Below are 21041 nucleotides of genomic sequence, written 5' to 3'. Positions count from 1 at the left end.
CGTGGTGGAGAAAGAATCAGTTGTTGAAAGGAAACTGAACTGTGGCTAGGATATAAAAGTATATTGCTCGTTGCTGTTTCAAAGCGGTGAGGTCACTGGTGGGAATCGCTCAGAGCAGTATTGACTCAACACTTCCTGGTGAGGAGCCGATATGTATCAACCAGTAGACAGATGTAGGTAATCATATTCGACGACAGTGCGCATAGAAAAGGGCTCAATGCATTAGGATGACTAATGCATTGAGCCCTTACCTTATCGTGACCGAAAAGGTGTTTACTTACTCGCCAATCTCAGCGAAGTAGAGTAGGGTACGGATCATGTTTGAAGTGAAACCATACTCATTATCGTAGAAGGACACAGTGCGGACCAGCTGGTCGTCACCGGCATTGTTGACATCTGTCTGAGTGGCATCAAAGACGCCGCCGTGGGTGTCACCGATAATGTCGGAGGACACAATACCGTCTTCGTTGTATCCGAAGAAGTCCGTATCAGAGAATGCTTCCTTGAAGGTTGCATTGATTTCTTCAACGGTAACCTTCTTGTTGAGGACGCTCGTCAGCTCTGTTACAGATCCGTCAGGGACAGCTACACGCTGCGCGTGACCTTGCAGCTTGCCATCTACGGATGGAACGACCTTACCGATTGCTTTTGCTGCACCAGTGGAATGCTCAATAGTGTTGATAGCAGCAGCGCGGTTGGAACGACCACTCTTACCGCGAGGACCATCAAGAAGCATCTGAGTACCAGTGTAGGCGTGAATGGTGGTCATGAAGCCAATTCGAATGCCGAACTTGTCATCCAGCAACTTAACCATAGCAGCTAGGGAACCAGTAGTGCATGATCCAGCTGAAATGATTTTATCTGAAGGTTTCAGAACCTCATGGTTGACGCCGTAAACGACCGTAGGAGTGGCATCATCCTTTGCAGGGGCTGAAATTAGTACTTTCTTAGCTCCAGCGTTCAAATGTGCCTGAGACTTTTCAGCAGAAGTGTAGAAGCCGGTGCACTCGAGCACGTAGTCGACTCCGTCATTCTTTACCCAAGGGATGTTGTTGGCATCCTTTTCTGCATAGACGGTGTATTCTTTACCGTCAACTACGATGGCTGTGTCTGTTGAGGAAACCTCAACTGGGGTTCCGTCGTCGTGGCGGAAAGGACCTTGGGTGCTGTCGTACTTGAGAAGGTAAGCCAGCATCGACGGCGTCGTCAGATCGTTGATAGCTGCAACTTCGATGTTTGAAGCGTCGCCGCCGCGCTGCTGGAGCTCGAAGATGCGACGGAAGGCCAGACGACCGATGCGACCGAAGCCGTTGATACCAATCTTTACTGTCATTTATACTCCCTCATAGGCGGGCCGCTCATCGTGTAACTGTCACACGATTTCCGATACCCTGTATTGATAACAACTCTTATTCTAGTGCTCTGCCTGTACTTACAGCACATACATTGTGGCTGTGAGCGTGAAGAAAAACGATCAACAAAAAGTTTCCATTTGTCTGTCGGATATGTGTTTCTTTGTTTATGATGTATGCCTATAGGTGTGGTAGTACCGTTCCCAATCCTCCAACCGGAATCCGACGAGCACTTGGTCTTGGTCCACAAGGATAGGTCGTTTCACCAGCATTCCATCTGTGGCTAAAAGATGGAGTGATTCATCAACAGTTAGGGATTCAGGTCGATGATCTGTATCAAGTTTCCTATATGACTGCCCTGATGTATTGAAAAACCGTTTGATGGGTAGTCCACTACGTTCGAACCAGTCCTTGAGTTCTGAATAGGTTGGACGATTTTCTTTGATATCCCGTTCTGTATATTGCACGTCGTGATTTTCTAACCACTTACGAGCCTTGGCGCAGGTGGAACAACGGGAGTAACACATAAACAATGGCAGTTGAGTATAGTCCGAGTTCATCATGGTACTTTCTCAGGAAGGGGCAGTTGTTCTAGTTTATAAGGGAAGCGAAACCGTAATAATGTCTCTGCATTTTCAAATTCTAAGGTTTAGATGTATGTACCTTCAAGTGGCAAGATGTTTCAGTGGTAACATCTCCCAAACTCCTTTGAGCAGGCAGGCGGCTTTCCCATCTTGGTTGTGGGGTTTCAATAGGGTAGGTCAGTAACAGGGTTCCTGCGTCCACTGAGATTACTGAAGGTTGGCCATCGAGGAATTCGTTGCTAATTCCAGACCCCCGGCTCATGGTCATATCCATCTGAGCATGCTTAAGTTCATATTTGAGTCCCAGCACGTTCACTCCTTCAGAGGTGTCTGTAGCTGAAAAAACCGAAATCATACGATTTCCTTTCGGCTTCCAAGACGGAAAAGACAATGAGCCATTACTGACGGCTGTAACCATGGTTCCCTGCCCATGCAAAAACCCAATGCCTCCTGCCTGAGCAAGCATGCATAAGGTGGTCACATTGGCAATTGAGTGGTCTATCCGACCCCCTAAGCCTCCATAGATATGGAATTGGTGATATCCCTTACCCCATGCCAGCTTGAGGCAGGCTACCATATCAGTGTCATCCTTTTCTGCTGGTAGTACGATATGTGTACTATCACTAGTTGGCTTACGGCTTATAGAATCAAAGTCCCCAACGGTAAAGTTTGGATCCAGACCAGCTTGTTGGGCATGATCAGCACCTCCATCTGCGGCTAGCAAACAATCGTAGGAGGGCAGTGCAGTGGGTTCTGGGTAGTAGTCACCTGCTGCAAAGACTAGGCAAGTGCCGCCTGGTATCGACGCCTCGGTCATGATCTATCCTTCTCTTGTTTGGCTTTCTTCATCTTCATACCTCATAGGGTAGTTGTCAATAAGCACAGGCACCAGAATTCTTGGGTTGAAAGAGGAATAGGTGAGAGTTTGCAGAGGTTGTGTATATACGAAGATAGATAGCTGAATAACAGACGGTATCTGCATAGGAGAACGAAATGCTTGAACAAGCAAACACTCAGTTGGAATCAGTCTATATGGCAGGTGGTTGTTTCTGGGGTATCGAACGGTACATTCAAGCAATTTCTGGTGTTCGTTCTACTCAGGTAGGCTATGCTCAGTCAACTGTAGAACGACCTACATATGAGCAGGTGTGTTCTGGTAGTACTGATGCAGTGGAATGCGTCGAGGTGGTTTATGACCCGCAGATGGTTTCCTTGCGTACACTGGTCCTACTGTTCTTAGATGTTATTGATCCTTTTTCCGTGGACCAGCAGGGCAACGATAAAGGACGTCAATATCGCTCTGGTCTATATTGGCAACCAGGTAACCGGGCGCAGGAGACAGAATTTACTAAGGCATTGAGCGAGCTTGCGGACCGAGAAGGTACAAACCCAGTTGTGGAAGTAGAGGAGTTGCGTAACTTTTATGCAGCAGAAGATGACCACCAAGATTACCTTCTGAAGCATCCAGGTGGGTACTGCCATATTCCGATGGAAAAGATTGCCGGTGTGTCCAAGCGTCAGCATTTTATAGAACAAATTTGGGATTTGGATCCCTTGGCTTTTCAAGTTACTCAGCGTGCAGCAACTGAACGACCATTCGAGAACGCCTATGATACGAATTTCCGCCCTGGTATCTATGTAGACCGGATCAGCGGTCAGCCACTCTTCTCCTCTGCTGACAAATTCGATGCAGGCTGTGGTTGGCCTTCATTCTCGCAGCCCATAGATGCTACTGTTCTCAGCGAGCACCAGGATTTTAAATTGTTTGGTCATCCTCGTACAGAAGTGCGCTCAGCATTGAGTGATTCGCATTTAGGCCATGTGTTTGCTGATGGGCCTGCTGATACTGGTGGCTTACGCTACTGCATCAATTCAGCTTCGCTCACATTTATTCCTTTGGAAGCAATGGAAGAACAAGGGTATGGAGATTACATAAAGCTGGTGGAGCAGAGTGCTCAAGGCGAACACTAAATGATCGCGAACGATGTACACAAGGGGCAACTTATGGTGAGAACTGTGTTTGTCTAAGATCTTGTGGTACAGTATCACTTGCTTGAGCAATCAAGAAAGCGGAACTTCCCACCTGGAAGCCTCTTATGGTTTCGGGTTGATGAGAGTAGGAACTCGAATGGGAGCCTACAGGCATTAGCAGTTTATCCTGCTATGTCTCTGCCATGTTCATATATGGTAGTCTGCCTTCGGAAGCTTCGCTAAGACACGGAGTACTAGAAGGAGTCATCATTAGCGAAGAACCACGGATTAACGACGAGATACGCACCGCCCAGGTACGTCTAATCGGTCCAAAAGGTGAGCAGGTGGGCATCATTGCGACATCTGTTGCTCTCAACTTAGCTAAAGAAGCTAACCTCGATTTAGTTGAGGTAGCTCCCCAAGCAAAGCCTCCAGTGGCAAAGCTCATTGACTATGGTAAGTACAAGTACACTGAAAAAGTTAAGGCCCGTCAGGCTCGTCGCAATCAAACGACAGCTGAAATCAAGGAAATTCGTTTCCGCTTAAAGATTGACGAGCATGACTTTGAGGTTAAGAAGGGCCATGTTGAGCGCTTCCTGTCTGCTGGCGACAAAGTAAAAGTCACTATTATGTTGCGTGGTCGAGAGCAGTACCGTCCAGTCGGTGGTGTTGAGCTCCTCAGACGACTAGCAGATGAAGTTACTGAGCTAGGCAGTGTTGAGTTCGCTCCTAAACAGGAGGGGCGCAATATCATTATGACACTCGCTCCCAAGGGTAAGAAGGTGCATACTCAGTCTGAACAGCGGCGTAGGGGCGATCAGGCCCGAGCAGAGCGTCAGGCGCGTCAGGCCGCTCGCTTGGCAGCTAAGAAGGACGAACAGGGTGCTAAGGTTCAGTCCAAGCAAACAGCAAAAACTTCCATGAAGAAGATCACATCCAAGGAGGGCAGCAATGCCGAAGATGAAAAGTAATTCAGCCGCTTCTAAGCGAGTTCGTGTCACTGGCACGGGTAAGCTCATGCAGGCTGGAACCAGCATGCGCCACAATCTTGAGCACAAGTCTGCTCGCAAGCGTCGCGCACTCTCGCGTGATGCCGTACTCGCTCCGAGCCAGGCCAAGAATATAAAGAAGATGCTCAACAAGTAAGCTCAAGGCTTCTATCGCATCATCTACTGGTTAGTCTCAAGAATTTAGAAAGCTGAGGTATTCAAATGGCACGAGTTAAGAGGGCAGTGAACGCCCACAAAAAGCGCAGGGTCGTACTGGAGAGGGCTTCTGGCTACCGTGGTCAGCGTTCGCGTCTTTACCGTAAGGCCAAGGAACAGCTCTTCCACTCCTTTAATTACAACTACCGTGATCGCAAGGCTCGTAAGGGCGATTTCAGAAAGCTGTGGATCCAGCGTATTAATGCCGCTTGCCGCGCTCAGGGTATTACATACAACCGCTTCATCCAGGGACTGCGCTTAGCAGGTATTGAGTTGGATCGTAGAGCTCTGGCAGAACTTGCTGTACATGATATCGATACGTTCAATTCAATCGTCGAAGAAGCCAAGAAGGCTCTGCCTGCTGATGTGAATGCACCAGTAGCTGCCTGAAAATAAGCAGGTAGTTTTTGTCTGCATAGGTGACAGGTATACACATAGGCCCCGCAGCAAGCGGGGCCTATGTGTATACAGGTAGTGTGATGACGTAGCCTCTGTGGCATCTTTCCCAGTATTTTGTATTGTACATACTTATAGAATGAGTTTATGAGCGATAAGCCTACTGAATTCACTGTATTGGTCGAACAATTCTTGGTGCATACAGGGGTGGAGCGTGGTTTGGCTCACGCCACAGTGGCAGCCTATCAATCTGACTTAACCCTGTATATTAACTGGCTCCAACACCAGGGTCGTCAATGCCTTGAAGATGTGTCAAAACAAGATGTTGAGGGTTTCGTTGCCAGTCTGTCTACTGAGACCTCTTCTAGTAAGGCGCGGCGGCTGGCAGCTGTTCACGAACTGCATCGTTTCGCCGTGCAACAGAATCTCCTTACAGAAGATGTCTCCCAAGCGGTGAAGCCCCCCAAAGGTGTTTCTCGGCTGCCCGATGTGCTCAGCATCGATGAGGTTTCTCAGCTGTTGTCTGCTGTGTCTCCTATGAGCAGCGACGATCCCGTAGCTTTGAGAGATAAAGCTCTTTTGGAATTTATGTATGCTACTGGCTGCCGTGTATCCGAAGCTTCAGGTAGCAATGTGGAAGATGTCGACCTAGAAAATGGCCTTTCGCGGCTTATGGGCAAGGGGTCGAAGCAGAGGCTGGTTCCTGTTGGATCTTATGCTTGTCGTGCTATGGAGGCCTACTTGAACATGGGTAGACCGAGATTGCAAAAGCGAGCTAAGAAGGCACCGGAGATGAGCGCTCTCTTTCTTAATATGAGGGGGAAACGGCTCTCTCGGCAGTCGATATGGCAGATCGTCCAAACTGCTGCTCAAAACGCTGGTATCAACAGGCAAATTCATCCTCATACCTTACGCCACTCCTTTGCTACACATCTCATACAAGGAGGGGCAGATGTGCGCACTGTGCAAGAACTTCTAGGGCATGCATCTGTCACGACAACTCAGGTATATACCCATGTTAGCCCTGAAAAACTCATCGAAATGTATCAAACTGCACATCCTCGGGCACGGTAAGGCGTACAGTAAAATATACTAGTAGGGGAAATATTAGAGACGAGAGGTTGTGACGTAGCTATCGGTTCAGCAATATGTTGGTTTCCGGCAGTGCGCGCAACACTGATAGATAGATGTTGGTAGAGTGAGTGTATGCCTACGGATTTATTAGGTCGCGAATATGAGACATTCGCTGCCCCGCAACCACTGACGCAGCACGGCCCTGCTCGAGTTATAGCTATGTGTAATCAAAAGGGTGGCGTTGGTAAAACAACAAGTTCCATCAATATCGGAGGTGCACTCAGCACCTACGGCAGGCGTGTACTGATTGTTGATTTTGACCCTCAAGGTGCCGCTACTGTCGGACTTGGTATTAACGCCAATAGTGTCGAATCGACGATTTATACGGCCCTATTCAATCCTTCAATGGACGTCCATGAAGTGGTAATGCACACCCGCTTCGACAATTTAGACATTATCCCTGCGAACATTGACTTATCGGCTGCGGAAGTGCAGTTAGTTACTGAAGTTGGGCGTGAGCAAATATTAGCTTCCACCCTCAAACCCCTGATTAACGAATACGATCTCATTATCGTCGACTGTCAACCATCACTCGGTCTGCTGACTGTCAATGCATTAGCTGCAGCAGACGGTGTTATTATTCCTGTTGCCGCAGAGTTCTTCGCCCTTCGTGGTGTTGCCTTGCTTATGCAATCTATTGAGAAAGTTCGCACGCGCATTAATCCAGATTTGCAGGTGTATGGCGTGCTAGTGACCATGTATACTCGTACGTTACATTCAGATGAAGTTTTACAACGCATTTATGAGGCCTTCCAGAATAAGGTCTTCCACTCAGTCATTACTCGTTCAATAAAGCTTCCTGATGCCACGGTATCTGGTGCCCCCATTACCATTTATGCTCCTCAGCACAAGACAGCAAAGGAATATCGTGAAGTGGCTCGTGAGCTGATTTCGCGTGGTATAGTAGCTTAGCTGTGAATGCTACAAACGCTTTCTACGTAGATATAGACGCTTATCAGGGGCCCTTCGACGTTCTTCTGAACATGTTGGCTAATCAGCGTTTGGAATTGACTGAGATTTCTCTAGGGTCAATAACTGATGAATTTTTAGAATATGTACGAGGGCTGGACCTTGCACAAAATATGGATCAAGCGAGTTCCTTTTTAGATGTCGCTGCGGTTTTGGTGGAAGCCAAGAGTGCTGCTTTGCTGCCAGATTACTCACATTCGTCTGCTGATGACCAGACCCTGGAAGCACTGCGCGAGCGTGACCTACTGTTCGCTCGTCTCTTGCAGTACAAAGCCTTCAAAGAAGCAGGAAGTCGCTTTGGTGCTCAGATAGAGACAAACTCGGCTGCTCACCCTCATAAGGGGTCTGTAGACGCTTATGCACAGGTTTTATTACCGCAGCTAGAGTGGACACTGAGTGCTGAAGATCTTGCACGAATGGCTGCTCAAGTTATATCCAATGCACCAGCTAGTAAGGTTGCTGTAGCACAGTTACATGTGCCACTAGTAGATATACGGCAGCAAGTTGAATTAGTTCGACAGCGGTTAATTCGAGCAGACGGACAAAGCATATCCTTTACGTCGATTATCAGCGATGCGTCATCAACATTGGAAGTTGTAGCTCGCTTTCTTACGGTTTTGATTCTTTTCCGCCAGGGAAATTTGCAGTATAAACAAGAAGGTCCTTTCGCTCCCTTGTATGTGCGCTGGGCGTCAGCTGGACCGGATGAGGAAGAACTGCTGGTAAGCCAAGGAGATGTTGAGTGAGTGCTCAGGAGCAAGATCAATGTTCTACTGGGGTAGAGGTTCCACAAGAGTCTTTACCTTCAGTCAGTGATTATCCGGGGGGATTGAGTGCGTGTCTGGAAGCAATACTCATGGCAGCTGATCAGCCTCAAGAGGCAGCCGACCTTTCTCGCATTTTACGTGTTGACACGAAGGACGTGGAGGAGTGCTTATCTGAACTAGCTACACACTTCGCCAATGAAGGGCATGGCTTTTGCTTGCAGCATACTGCTCGTGGATGGCTCTTTGCCAGTGATGCTGCCTACCAGGACATCGTTGCCAGTTTTATTACTGATCCCCAAAGTAGCCGTCTGAGTCAGGCGGCCCTTGAGTCTTTGGCTATTGTGGCGTATCGGCAGCCAGTCACACGCGCACAAGTGGCTGGTATACGAGGAGTTAACTCAGATGGTGTTATTCGCACGCTGCTTGTGCGTGGGCTGATTCGGGAGGATGGCCTAGATCATGAAACGCGGGCGTCTTTGCTAACGACGACCCCATTGTTTTTAGAGAAAATGGGTATCGATTCAGTCGATCAGCTTCCTTCATTGGCTCCCTTCCTGCCGGAAGAGGATATGGCTGTTACCGAAATAAGCCAGCACCTGCAAGAAGATATACTGAGATAGATGCGCTGGGTAGAGAGATAGCATCTGGAACGATGACACCCATAGACAGTAGTGGGAACTGAACTGTCAGCTTATACAAGTATTATGATGAAGGTTTATCTGCTAACTTATTGAGCAGTTTATGAGAATGAGGTTTTGATGGCGGTACGTGGAGATATTCGTAATGTAGCAATCGTGGCTCATGTGGATCACGGTAAAACAACCCTGGTAAATGCCATGCTGCAGCAGTCGCATGTCTTCTCTGAGCGTGAAGAAGTGCCAGATCGGGTGATGGATTCAAACGACTTGGAACGCGAAAAGGGCATCACTATTCTCGCTAAGAATACTGCTGTCAAGTATACAGGTCCTGTTGCAGAAGAGTTGGATGAGCCTGATGGTATCACTATAAATGTTGTTGATACTCCGGGGCACGCTGATTTCGGTGGTGAAGTTGAGCGCGGTATCTCCATGGTGGATGGTGTTGTCTTGCTCGTTGATGCATCAGAAGGCCCCTTGCCTCAAACTCGTTTTGTCTTGCGTAAAGCTTTGGAAGCAAAGCTGCCGGTTATTTTAGTTATTAATAAGACAGACAGGCCTGATGCACGAATTTCGGAAGTAGTTTCTGAATCAACTGACTTGCTACTCGGTTTAGCTCAAGATGTCAGTGAGGAAGGTGTCGATCTGGACCTCGACTCCCTACTTGATTTACCAGTTATATACTGCGCAGCTAAGGCAGGAAAGGCTTCTGTTCATCAGCCAGCTGATGGTGATGTGCCAGACAATGACAATTTAGAGCCACTTTTCGATGCAATTTTAAAGAACATTCCTGCTCCACAATACGATGAGGGTGCACCATTGCAGGCACATGTAACAAATATTGATGCCTCTGATTATTTGGGTCGTCTGGGTCTGGTGCGTATTTATAATGGAACCCTAAAAAAGGGTGTCCAGTATGGTCTTTCTCGCGTAGATGGTTCGGTTGAGCATTTCAAACTGACAGAGATTTTGCGTACACAAGGATTGGACCGAGTACCGGCTGAAGAAGCGGGCCCTGGAGACATCGTTGCAGTCGCTGGTGTGGACGACATTATGATTGGTGAAACAATCGTTGATCCTAGTAACCCACAGCCTTTGCCTCTCATTCACGTTGATGCACCTGCTATTTCAATGACATTCGGTACTAATGATTCTCCTTTGGTTGGTACTGAAGGTAAGGACCACAAGCTTACGGCACGCATGCTCAAAGACCGGTTGGACCGAGAGCTTATTGGTAATGTGTCCATTAAGGTTATCCCTACAGAACGTCCCGATGCATGGGAAGTTCAGGGACGTGGTGAATTAGCTTTGGCTATTTTAGCCGAGCAGATGCGTCGTGAGGGATACGAACTCACTGTCGGACGCCCGCAGGTTGTTACGCAGATGATAGATGGCAAATTGAATGAGCCGATGGAGAGCGATACCATCGATGTACCTGAAGAGTATATGGGCGCAGTCACACAGCTCATGGCTGAGCGAAAAGGTCGCATGGACTCCATGAGTAATCATGGTTCAGGCTGGGTGAGAATGCAATTTACGGTACCTTCTCGTGGTTTGATTGGTTTCCGTACCGCTTTGCTTTCTGCAACTCGGGGCACCGGTATTTCCTCTTCTATTTCTGCTGGTTATGCTCCTTGGGCTGGCGAGATTTCTACCCGTCAAAATGGTTCCATGGTCTCTGATCGATCTGGTAAAGCAAGCCCCTATGCTATGCAAAAATTGCAGGCTCGCGGCAATTTCTTCGTAGGACCTCAATCGCCGGTATACGAGGGACAGGTTGTAGGTGTGGCCAATAAGCCTGGTGATTTAGACATCAATGTCACGCTAGAGAAGCATATGACCAATATGCGGTCTGCCACCGCTGATGTTTTGGAAACACTGACCCCACCTATTCAAATGAGCTTGGAAGAGTCCCTTGACTTTGCTAATGAAGATGAATGTGTGGAAGTGACTCCGGAATCAATCAGAATACGTAAGATTATTCTCGACCGTGATTCTTGGTACAAGTGGAAGGCTCGTCAGCGCCGAGCGAATAAAAAGAATCAGTAAATGTAAGATTCCAGCGGTCAGAGTTCATAGACAAGAGCTGCCTGTTTTCCTTATGGCTTTCCAGCCTAAGAGAAAATAGGCAGTTTTTTGCGTTCTCGTATCAACAACTACTGACTGGAATTACCAAGATCTTATGGTTGGCGGATGGCGATATGCTAGGCCTATGAGTGAAACAAGGAAGCCCAAGACTAGTCATTATGCCGCTTATATAGGGGTACTACTTTTGGGAGGTCTCAGTGGTATCGCTGGTACGCTCGTACACCGTCTTGGTGCAACACAAGTGTTTCCATACGGGATTATCATCGCCTTTCTGTTGCTGACCTCAAGCGCATATTGGGCTCGCTCAGTAGTTGGAGCTATCGGTATAGGGTTACACATTATTGGATCTTCGAGTGCACTTTGGCTACTGATGGGTAAAGGTCCTGGGGGAGACGTGTTGATACCTGTGTGGAGTCCGGCGTTTACTACATTTGTTGATCAACATGCTGGCATTATCTGGCTCTGTGGTTCACTCCTTGTGCAAGTTTGTTTGTTAATCCTACCAAGCCGCTGGCTAGGTCTGGATAAGTAAATGATTAAGCATTCATTCGATACGGCAAGCGAGCATCAGATCAATCGCGGTATGCAGGAGCTGTGATGAATCGAAGTACAAATACAAGTGAGGTTCAGCAGGCAACCTTATACTACCTAGGTCCTCAAGGCACCTTTACTCAGGAAGCTGCCGTACAAGGGCAAACAATTATCAGCGAGGCTATAGGTATCGAGTGCGAGTTAAAGGCTGTAGAACGTGCGAAAACTATCGTCGACTGCGTCGAGCAGGGTCACGGCTGGGGCGTGCTAGCTTGGGAGAATAATGTTGAAGGCACTGTCGTGCCGAATATGGATGCACTTGTAGACGCAAGGAAAGTTGCTGGCTTCTGCAAGCTGAGCCTTGATATTGTTTTTGATGCTTTTGTCCGTCCTGACCACGCAGAGTTGACTGAAATTCGTGCCCACGCTCACGGTTTGGCTCAGTGTAGCGGCTTTATTCACAAGCATCAGTTACGACCAGTAGCTGCCTCTTCTAATGCAGCAGCTTGTAGGGATCTCGCGATCAATCAGGTGGGGTTGGGGCCCTCCATCTGTGGCCCGCTCTATGGTTTAGATACTTTGCAAGAGGCGGTGCAAGACTTTCAGGCAGCACATACAGACTTTTTACTACTAGCCCAACGCGATCAGGTAAAAGAGCTCGTCCAAAAATGTGCGAGCCGGATTCGGAGTGAAAACAGGTTGCCAGCTTTTGAATCGGTCATCGCGTTCATACCACTTCAAACAGGGGCGGGTGTGTTAGCAAACCTTCTTGACCGAGTTAGGGATGCTGGACTCAATATGACCTCTTTTATGTCTCGACCAATCAAAGGGCATGACGGAACATACAGCTTTATTATGACTGTAGATGCTGCTCCTTGGGAGGCGGAACTTAAACGGCTTATCGTAGACGTCATCGATCGGGGTGTATGGGTTAAGACGTTAGCCGTGTTTCCACGAACACCACGTGCTAACCCACCTGTTGATCAGTGGATGCTACCAGTGGGCGGAATGACAGATACAGGACATGGCACCGATGATAATTTTTCGGGGCGGGCAAGGAAGGAACTTTTGTGGTAGATAATACACAATCTCTATCAGCTAGGCCAGCAACACCAATACTTACTTCCGCCCACAAAATTGCCGTCGCAGGATTGGGACTAATTGGCGGTTCTCTAGCGAGACGATTGGTTGAACGCGGCCGTTATGTTGTTGCCTGGGATATTGACGAGAGTCTTTATGAAGCTGCGCATTCAGTTGGCATACACACCGTTGATACTATCGAGAATCTAGCCCTAGGTAAGCCGGATGTATTGGTCTTGGCGACTCCTCTTAAGGCTATGTCTCATGTACTTTCTCGTTTAGGAGCAGTGTTACCTGAAACGACAACGCTGATAGATGTGGGCAGTGTAAAAGAACCACTGCGCAAGTCGGTGGTCGATGCGGGTCTTGCACGTCAGTATATTGGAGGCCATCCAATGACTGGCAATGAACTGTCCGGATTTGAATGTTCGGATGCATCTTTGTTTCGAGATGCGCTCTGGGCCCTCTGTGTTGATGACCACACAGACTTGAGCAGGTTTTTGACTGTGGCGGACGTAGTCACTCAAGGGTTAGGAAACCGTTTCATCTGTATTGATGATGAAACACATGACCGTAGCGTAGCACTGATTTCACATGTACCACATGTTGTGGCAACAGCCCTTGCGGCTCTACTGTCTGCTTCATCCGATAGGCAGATTGCCGGTGCATTAGCGGCCGGTTCGTGGAGGGACATGACGCGTGTGTCCCTTACAGATCCTGCACGCACTCAAGCTATGGTCGAGGAAAATGCCCAACATGTTAGTCAATTGCTCAATGATATATCCTTGGTTCTAAGCCAACAGGCACAACTGTTATTGGCAGCTGATCAATCGGAAGTACATGTACATGAAGCCTGTCAGAGATTAACAGCCTTTTTCGCGTCAGCCCAGCCCTACAGGAACTATAGAGCAGCTCAGGCACACCTAGAACTGCCGGCTGACAATGCATCATTGGGATTGCTTGATGTCAGTGACGGTAACTGGCAAGCTGAGCTGTTAGAATCTGCTGGTAAGGGACAGCAAATAGTTCGTTTTCTGACGACTCATCAGGCTCAATTCTTAGAAGTATCAGGCTGGTAACTTTTGGGGAACGTGCGCTCTGGGACAGGTTTCAGTTTCACTATGTTCTTGGCATCGATGGTAACAGTTTCAGCGGGACGGCTTCCATTTGCTGCCGGGTCTCGGTTTAAAACCAGGACATGTCTGTTCCAGCTGTGAACATGACCGATATAGTCGTTATATTTCATACGGTGGTCAGTCTCGTCTACGCCTGCCAAAGTTCGAACCACAATCCTAGCGCCAACCGGAATATGTAGAGGTAATTGCATAGTGCTCCTTTACTGCTAACTAGTATGGTACGGTCTACGGTCATCAGAGGAATTACGATTCAAGGGTGCAGGATTTACGGTGGCGAAGGAAAGGTTACCAAAGTGAGATTTGAGAGTGAGTTGTTGGCATTCTGCCAGTACTTGAATCGAGTAATGGGTTTGAGCGACAACACTGTACGAGCCTACCGTGCTGATGTAGATGAGTTTCTTCACCTGATGGACCTGCGTGGCGTAGATAGTTTGACTCATGTCCGCATCGAAGATTTGCGCTCGTGGATGGCGCATGAAAGTAAGAGTCATTCAAGGTCCACACTAGCGCGCAAAAGTGTGTCTATAAGAAGGTTCTTTGCCTTTCTCTATGATCGAGGCCTTATCGATCACGATCCCGCAGCTACCTTAGCGACCCCACATATTCCCGAGTACCTACCTCAAGTTTTGAGCGAAGACCAGGCTGTCCAGCTGATGGATACTGCCAGTAGTGAGTATCGGCAAAAACAAGATACAGATCACAAAAACCTTAGTACAGTGGAAAAGAAACATTCTTGCGTTCAAAAAACTGCCCTAGCCTTGCGTAATCGAGCTATGGTTGAGCTTTTGTATGCAACTGGCATACGTGTGGCTGAACTTACTGCTTTAGATCTAGATAGTTGGGATAGTGACAACCGTACAGTCAGAGTTATGGGCAAGGGATCCAAAGAACGAGTGGTGCCTTTTGGTGTGCCGGCGTTGAAGGCTGTGGAAGCTTGGGTGAGTGAAGGGCGACCAGTATTGGTCCATGAGAAACAAACTACAGGTGGTGTTCAGGTCGAACGAGCACTCTTCTTGGGAGCACATGGTCGCAGAATTGGACAACGACAGGTAAGACAAGTAGTTCATCAATTAGCTCAAGAGGCCAATTTGCCTTCTATCTCTCCACATGCGCTGCGCCATTCTGCGGCAACTCATCTACTCGATGGGGGAGCAGACTTACGAGAGGTCCAAGAGATGCTTGGACATTCTTCGCTGAGAACCACTCAGAGATACACTCATGTGTCCATTGACCAACTCAGAGAGCGTTATGATTTATCATTTCCAAGAGCCTAAGCTGTAGCAGGTAAATCGATGAGATGAGTTATTTCATTATACCGTCCACTTAGTGGACACTTTCCTTCTTTTCGCACTGCTATGTGCATAGTATGTACTCTTACATTCATGGATCTATCAAGGAGGTTGTGAATCTCACTTATTGGCAGATTTGCGTCGATGTTAAGTAGTTATGAAGAGCATAGAGGACACGAGGAGTTTCGTTTTGAAGAATACAAAGCAAAAGGTAATGTCAGCAGCGGTTATTTTAGGTGTCGTCCTGTCTCTGGGTGCTTGTGGAAGTTCTTCAAGTGGTCAACAATCATCCGCCCAGACAGACTCTGATGCGATTATTACAGCTTTTAATACAGAGCCGCAAAATTCTTTGATTCCAGGTGACACGATTGAACGAGGCGGCGGTAGACCCGGTTCTATGATGTTTTCTAAGTTAGTAGGTGTTACACCAGATGGTAAGTCTGTTAATGAGGTAGCTGACTCTATCACATCAAATGCTGACCGAACCCAGTACACTATTAAAATCAAAAGTGGGTGGAAGTTTACCGATGGTACTGAGGTAACAGCATCAACTTTTACAAAAGCCTGGAGCTACACTGCCAATCTAGCAAATGCGCAGAAGAACGCAAGTTTCTTTTCAATGATTAAAGGGTACGACGCACTGCAAGATCCTCATGTTGCACCTGATGCTCAATTAGAGGGGCTCAAGGTGGTTGATGACCATACGTTCATTGTTGATTTGTCGCAAGCGGATTCAGTATTCCCTGTTAAGGTTGGATACGATGCCTTTTCTCCACTTCCAGAGGTCTTCTATAAGGACCCCAAGGCGTTTGGTGAGCACCCTATTGGCAATGGCCCATATAAGTTCAAGTCTTGGGAGCACAATAAGTCAATCCAGTTAGTCAAAAACCCAGACTACAAGGGTCAATTTAAGCCCAGAAATGGCGGAATAACCTTCCGGATGTATACCTCTTCTGACGCTGCATATGCGGATATTCAGGCAGGTAATTTGGACGTGATGGAAAATGTTCCAGCGTCAGCAAGCAAAACATTTACCAGTGACTCAAATGTTCAGGCGTTCAACAAACCTGGTTCAAGTATTGCTGCTGTTTCAATCCCCTCACAACTCGATCATTTTAAAGAAGATAAGGAAGGTATTCTCCGCCGTCAAGCCATTTCTATGTCTATTGACCGTGAAGCTATCTGCAAGAAAGTGCTCAATGGAACCGCTTCTCCTGCTGCTGCTTATTCAGCACCGACTATTCCTGGGTACACTACAGATTTGGAGAACGCTGATAATATCAAATACAATCCGAAGAAAGCAAAGGAACTTTGGGAAGAAGCCAATAAAATTGCACCTATGCCTGCGGATGCCAAGCTGACCTTTTCTTACAATGCCGATGAGAGTAGTTTTAAGTCAGTCTACAAAGCTATTGCCAATATGGTTCAAACTAACCTTGGACTCAAGGCTGAAGACGTGCCTGTTCCAACCTTCCAGGAATACCGTGAAAACATCACTGCTCGTAAGATGACAGGTGCCTTCCATGCCGGATGGACTCCTGATTATCCCTCTGTTGAAAATTATCTTAAGCCTATCTATGCCTCGGACGCTGCTGACGGCAAGGGAGCAAATGACACGGACTATAAGAACCCAGAATTCGATGAAGTCATTAAGCAATCTGCTCGAGCATCGACTGATTCAGAAGCTAATAAATTGTACGCCAAAGCGCAAGGTATCCTGTTGAGAGATCTGCCAGGAATTCCGCTCTACTATCTCAATAGAACTGGCGTTGCGTCTCAGCAGACTAAGGATTTCACAATGAGTTGGCAGAATTATCCTGTGTATTGGATGGCTTCTTCAACTAAGAAGTAGATGTAACAAGGCCTTACCAGCAGGTAAATGATCTGAGTGCTCGGTAATCGGCCTGGTAACAGGTGGGGTTGTCTTTGTTTGGGAGACAACCCCACTTTCGGTAGTAGTGTCTGGACCCCATCACAGTATTCAGTAACGTACATGTAACATATTGGTGAAAATTGTCTCCTGATTAGACTCCCGAGGTTTGCTCGCTGTACCGACCCTCATTAAACCGTGAGCGAATCGTATAAAGACTGATATTCCAACAATTTGTTGCTTGTAGGTTACGACTTGGCGAAGCTTACAGCTAGTATTATTTTCTACTGCTCTATCGCATTGCAGTTGTGCATAGTTGGTTTGCACACGAAACATTTGCGTAAGAGAATAGAAGAATTAATTACACAGGCGAAATTACAATTTTCCCTTTGTAGTTGATCGGAGTTTCCGCTGAGGCACACAAAGCTTGAGCGGTATACCGAAGGAGAGAAACACAGATATGAAGAAGAGCCCTAAGCTCACTGCCATTGCAGCAACAACATGCGCGCTTACTTTAGCGTTAGCAGGTTGCGGTGGTTCATCGAGCCAGAGTAATGCCCCACAAGCATCAGGCGCTGACAGTATTATTTCTGTCTACGGATGTGAACCTGCCAAACCCTTGATCCCTAGCAGTACAGGGGAGTCCTGCGGTGGTAACCCACTAGATATGATGTTCTCCAAGCTGGTACGTTTTGATAAGTCTGGTAAAGCTCATAATGAGATTGCAAAAACAATCCAGCCTAACGAGGATATGACTCAGTACAAGATCACCATCAAGAACGGATGGAAGTTCTCAGATGGTACTCCTGTGACTGCGCAGTCGTTTACCAAAGCTTGGTCGTGGGGAGCTAATGCAAGCAATGCTCAATTGGATGCTTCATTCTTTGATAATATTCAAGGCTATGATGATGTACAAAAGGCTGGCACTCCAAGCGATGCTCAGCTGGCAGGTCTCAAAGTAATAGATGACCACACCTTCACTGTTGATTTAAAATCAGCTTCATCTACGTTCCCAATCCTCATTGGTTACACTGCGTTTGCTCCTCTTCCTGAGGTCTTCTATAAAGACACTAAAGCCTATGGAGAAAAGCCTGTAACAGTTGGACCTTACAACTTCAAGTCTTGGGAGCACAACAAGGGTATCAAACTGGTAAAGAACAAGGACTACAAGGGTAGTGCTGTTGTTAAGAATGGTGGACTTGAGTTCAGGATTTATTCAGATACAGAAGCCGGTTATGCTGATGTTCAAGCTGGCAATTTGGATGTTATTGATTCCATTCCAACTTCAGCCCAAAAGACTTTCCAATCTGACTCCAACATTAAGGCATACAACGAGCCTGGTTCGGTAGCACAGAGCTTTACTATTCCTACCTTCATGGATCATTTCAAGATGGATGAAGAAGGCAGACTCCGCAGGCAGGCTATTTCGATGTCGATTGACCGTAAGCAGGTTATTGATAAGGTTTTGGGCGGTCTCGCCATGCAGCCAACTGATTTTACTTCTCCCACCATTCCTGGATATTCCAAAAACCTCAAGGGTGGTGATACTCTTAAGTACAACCCCAAGAAGGCCAAGGAACTCTGGGCACAGGCAGATGCAATTTCTCAGTGGCCAGCAGACCAGACATTTAAACTCGCTTACAACTCAGATGGTGGCGCTAAGGATACCTACGATGCTATTGCTAACTCTATTAAGAACACGCTAGGCATTAAGGCAGAGGGTACGCCAGTACCAACTTTCTCTGAGTTCCGTAACAACGCGTCCCAGCGCAAGTACCGAGATTCAGCTATCCGCTCGTCTTGGCAGCCTGATTATCCTTCACCTGAAAATTACCTTAAGCCCCTATACGCCTCTTCGGCAGCAGATGGCAATGGTTCTAATGATGGTGACTACAAGAATCCAGAATTCGACAGCATGCTCCTGCAGGCTTCACAAGCTAAAAGCGTAGACGAAGCCAACAAGGTGTACCAGAGTGCAGAAGAAATTCTGCTCGTCGACCTACCGGCAGTACCTCTGTTCTATGCGAATGCTAAAGGTGCAGCTGCAAAGAATGTTGACGGATTCACTATGAATTGGAAGAACTTACCTGTCTACGAAGAATTAACAAAATGATTCTGAAGTAGTTTAGGTGCGGACGTTGGAGGTCCGCATCAGTGCAGACCTCCAACGTCCGTAATTGAAAGTGGTAACCTCCGCTTTCGCCAGCAGCAAGAACATGAAATATATATAAGAGGAAGAAGAATAAGATGAGGAAGTCTTCAATGTTTTCTCTCGTAGCTGCTTCTGCATGCTCGCTGGCTTTAGTGCTCAGCGGCTGTGGCGGCTCCGGAGACAACGGCAAGAAAGAGGCAGATGCTCCCAATGAAGCAGCCAGTACAGCTATAATTTCGGTTCATGGCTCAGAGCCTGCCAAGCCTTTGGTCCCGACGAATACATCAGAAACTGGCGGCGGCGGCCCGATTGACATGATGTTCTCGATGCTGGTGAGGTTTGACAATAAAGGTAAGCCAGTCAACGAGGTTGCCAAAGAAGTCAAGGCAAATGCTGATATGACCCAGTACACCATCACCTTGAAAGATGGTTGGAAGTTTACCGACGGTACTCCAGTTACGGCTAAGTCTTTCACTAAAGCGTGGTCGTATGGTGCAAACGTCAATAATGCTCAGATGAGCTCCAGCTTCTTCAGCGGTATCAAGGGGTTTGATGAGTTGCAGAAAAAGGGTGTTGCCCCAGATGCAGAATTATCTGGCCTAAAAGTCGTGGATGACAAAACCTTTACAGTTGACCTTGACTCTCCATCATCTACTTTTCCAATTCAAATAGGCATTTATGCCTTTGCTCCAATGCCTGAGGCATTCTTTAAGGATCCTAAGGCTTTTGGAGAGAAACCCATCTCAAATGGTCCATACAAGTTTGATTCCTGGGAGCACAACAAGTTCATAAAGTTGGTGAAGAACCCTGATTACAAGGGTGGCGTTAAGGTCAAAAATGGAGGTTTAGAGTTCCGTATCTACACCGACATTGAGGCTGCCTATGCTGACGTGCAAGCAGGAAACCTCGATGTTATAGACACTATTCCTACTTCGGCACAGAAGACATTCCAGACTGATCCGATGGTTCAACCTATTAAACAGGATGGGTCTGTATTCCAGAGTTTTACCATTCCTACGGCAATGAAGCATTTCGGCCCAGGTAAGGAAGGTACCTTACGTCGGCAGGCTATTTCGATGTCTATTGACCGTAAGCAGATTTCGGATAAGGTAACCGGTGGTCTAAATACACCTGCAACGGACTTCACAGCTCCAACTATCCCGGGTTATTCAAAGAATCTCAAAGGCTCTGACGTCCTCAAGTACAATGCACCCAAGGCTAAGGAACTCTGGGAGGAAGCGAATAAAATTTCTCCATGGGGTGCTGATGATGTCTTCAAGCTTGCATACAACGCAGATGGTGGTGGTAAGGATGTATATGATGCCTTGGCCAACTCCATAAAAAACACGCTTAATATTAAGGCCATGGGAGCGCCCATGCCAACCTTTAAAGAGTTCCGCAACAGCGTGGTTTCCAGAAGTCTAGTCGATTCTGCCTTCCGAACAGGATGGCAGCCTGATTATCCATCACCTGAAAACTACCTTCAGCCAATCTACTCATCAGGCGCAGCTGATGGTAATGGTAGTAACGACGGTGACTACAAGAATCCAAAGTTTGATGCGCTTCTTAAGAAGGCTGGAGCAGCTAAGAGTGTAGAGGAGAGCAACAAGCTCTTCCAACAGTCTGAGGAAATTCTTCTTGAAGATTTGCCTGCTATTCCTCTGTACTATTCTAGTGCAAAAGGTGCAGCAAACAAGAAGATCAAAGGATTGGCCTTTAACTGGAAGAACGTTCCAGACTATGCTTCACTTTCGAAATAATCTGCGACGGTAATAGCATACTCCCTGTTGGTTGGCTCTCTCAGTATAAGGGAGAGCCAACCAACAGATACCTATTATTTTTCAATTGAGGCGGCCTGCAATGGCCTATCTACCGACCAATA

General features: G+C 47.3%; 20 protein-coding genes. 16 read left to right on the top strand and 4 right to left on the bottom strand.

Going from position 1 to position 21041, the window contains the following annotated elements; genetic code table 11:
- Positions 1-277: 277 nt before the first annotated feature.
- The 3 genes from gap to BOCO_RS06715 all read right to left on the bottom strand — a co-directional run bounded on the left by gap (position 278) and on the right by BOCO_RS06715 (position 2753).
- The gene (gene gap, locus BOCO_RS06725) at positions 278-1333 is read right to left on the bottom strand and encodes a type I glyceraldehyde-3-phosphate dehydrogenase (RefSeq protein WP_094723506.1); all 1056 of its coding nucleotides are present in this window, start codon (positions 1331-1333) and stop codon (positions 278-280) included.
- Positions 1334-1519: 186 nt separating this feature from the next.
- On the bottom strand, positions 1520-1912 hold the full coding sequence (locus BOCO_RS06720) for an arsenate reductase family protein (RefSeq protein WP_094723684.1): 393 nt from the start codon (positions 1910-1912) through the stop codon (positions 1520-1522).
- A gap of 82 nt (positions 1913-1994) precedes the next feature.
- Positions 1995-2753 carry a thiamine diphosphokinase gene (locus BOCO_RS06715; protein WP_094723504.1) on the bottom strand — a complete coding sequence of 253 codons (759 nt, stop codon included), beginning with the start codon at positions 2751-2753 and terminating at the stop codon, positions 1995-1997.
- Positions 2754-2929: 176 nt separating this feature from the next.
- On the opposite strand from BOCO_RS06715, the gene msrB reads away from it, so the two are divergent.
- The 12 genes from msrB (at position 2930) to BOCO_RS06655 (ending at position 13791) form a co-directional block, all read left to right on the top strand.
- The gene (gene msrB / locus BOCO_RS06710; RefSeq protein ID WP_094723502.1) at positions 2930-3907 is read left to right on the top strand and encodes a peptide-methionine (R)-S-oxide reductase MsrB; all 978 of its coding nucleotides are present in this window, start codon (positions 2930-2932) and stop codon (positions 3905-3907) included.
- 203 nt (positions 3908-4110) lie between these two features.
- Positions 4111-4878, top strand: a complete 768-nt coding sequence (gene infC / locus BOCO_RS06705; RefSeq protein ID WP_094723500.1) for a translation initiation factor IF-3 — start codon at positions 4111-4113, stop codon at positions 4876-4878.
- On the top strand, positions 4859-5053 hold the full coding sequence (gene rpmI, locus BOCO_RS06700; RefSeq protein WP_094723498.1) for a 50S ribosomal protein L35: 195 nt from the start codon (positions 4859-4861) through the stop codon (positions 5051-5053). Before infC ends, rpmI begins: the two co-directional genes overlap by 20 nt.
- Positions 5054-5118: 65 nt before the next feature.
- Entirely contained in the window at positions 5119-5502 is a 384-nt protein-coding gene (gene rplT / locus BOCO_RS06695; protein ID WP_094723496.1) for a 50S ribosomal protein L20, read from the top strand.
- 153 nt (positions 5503-5655) lie between these two features.
- Complete coding sequence (gene xerD / locus BOCO_RS06690) at positions 5656-6582, top strand: site-specific tyrosine recombinase XerD (protein ID WP_094723493.1); 927 nt, start codon at positions 5656-5658, stop codon at positions 6580-6582.
- A gap of 132 nt (positions 6583-6714) precedes the next feature.
- Positions 6715-7554 carry a ParA family protein gene (locus tag BOCO_RS06685; RefSeq protein WP_094723491.1) on the top strand — a complete coding sequence of 280 codons (840 nt, stop codon included), beginning with the start codon at positions 6715-6717 and terminating at the stop codon, positions 7552-7554.
- A 2-nt stretch (positions 7555-7556) separates the two neighbouring features.
- Positions 7557-8357 (top strand): segregation and condensation protein A, encoded by an 801-nt coding sequence (locus BOCO_RS06680; protein ID WP_244568779.1) that lies wholly within the window; start codon positions 7557-7559, stop codon positions 8355-8357.
- 83 nt (positions 8358-8440) lie between these two features.
- Positions 8441-8998 (top strand): SMC-Scp complex subunit ScpB, encoded by a 558-nt coding sequence (scpB, locus tag BOCO_RS06675; RefSeq protein WP_244568791.1) that lies wholly within the window; start codon positions 8441-8443, stop codon positions 8996-8998.
- Positions 8999-9136: 138 nt separating this feature from the next.
- On the top strand, positions 9137-11062 hold the full coding sequence (gene typA / locus BOCO_RS06670) for a translational GTPase TypA (protein ID WP_094723488.1): 1926 nt from the start codon (positions 9137-9139) through the stop codon (positions 11060-11062).
- Between the two features lie 163 nt (positions 11063-11225).
- Positions 11226-11633, top strand: a complete 408-nt coding sequence (locus BOCO_RS06665) for an alcohol dehydrogenase (RefSeq protein ID WP_148140078.1) — start codon at positions 11226-11228, stop codon at positions 11631-11633.
- 65 nt (positions 11634-11698) lie between these two features.
- Complete coding sequence (locus BOCO_RS06660; protein ID WP_094723484.1) at positions 11699-12709, top strand: prephenate dehydratase; 1011 nt, start codon at positions 11699-11701, stop codon at positions 12707-12709.
- Positions 12703-13791, top strand: a complete 1089-nt coding sequence (locus BOCO_RS06655; protein ID WP_094723482.1) for a prephenate dehydrogenase — start codon at positions 12703-12705, stop codon at positions 13789-13791. The genes BOCO_RS06660 and BOCO_RS06655 overlap by 7 nt, the downstream gene beginning before the upstream one ends.
- Here the strand turns inward: BOCO_RS06655 and BOCO_RS06650 are convergent.
- Positions 13764-14039, bottom strand: coding sequence for a DUF6725 family protein (locus BOCO_RS06650; RefSeq protein ID WP_094723480.1), 276 nt, complete (start codon positions 14037-14039; stop codon positions 13764-13766). The genes BOCO_RS06655 and BOCO_RS06650 overlap by 28 nt on opposite strands.
- Positions 14040-14141: 102 nt before the next feature.
- Between BOCO_RS06650 and BOCO_RS06645 the strand changes: the two genes are divergently transcribed.
- From BOCO_RS06645 to BOCO_RS06630, 4 genes are all read left to right on the top strand, one after another.
- Positions 14142-15122 (top strand): tyrosine recombinase XerC, encoded by a 981-nt coding sequence (locus BOCO_RS06645; RefSeq protein WP_275542072.1) that lies wholly within the window; start codon positions 14142-14144, stop codon positions 15120-15122.
- A 229-nt stretch (positions 15123-15351) separates the two neighbouring features.
- Complete coding sequence (locus tag BOCO_RS06640) at positions 15352-16989, top strand: peptide ABC transporter substrate-binding protein (RefSeq protein WP_169711902.1); 1638 nt, start codon at positions 15352-15354, stop codon at positions 16987-16989.
- Positions 16990-17467: 478 nt separating this feature from the next.
- Positions 17468-19120 carry a peptide ABC transporter substrate-binding protein gene (locus BOCO_RS06635; RefSeq protein WP_094723474.1) on the top strand — a complete coding sequence of 551 codons (1653 nt, stop codon included), beginning with the start codon at positions 17468-17470 and terminating at the stop codon, positions 19118-19120.
- A 134-nt stretch (positions 19121-19254) separates the two neighbouring features.
- A complete protein-coding gene (locus BOCO_RS06630; protein ID WP_094723472.1) occupies positions 19255-20919 on the top strand; it encodes a peptide ABC transporter substrate-binding protein in 1665 nt (554 codons plus the stop codon).
- The last annotated feature ends 122 nt before the right edge of the window (positions 20920-21041 follow it).

It is taken from the genome of Bombiscardovia coagulans, from assembly GCF_002259585.1.
Classification (GTDB): domain Bacteria; phylum Actinomycetota; class Actinomycetes; order Actinomycetales; family Bifidobacteriaceae; genus Bombiscardovia; species Bombiscardovia coagulans.
This window is presented reverse-complemented; position numbering and strand designations above follow the sequence as displayed.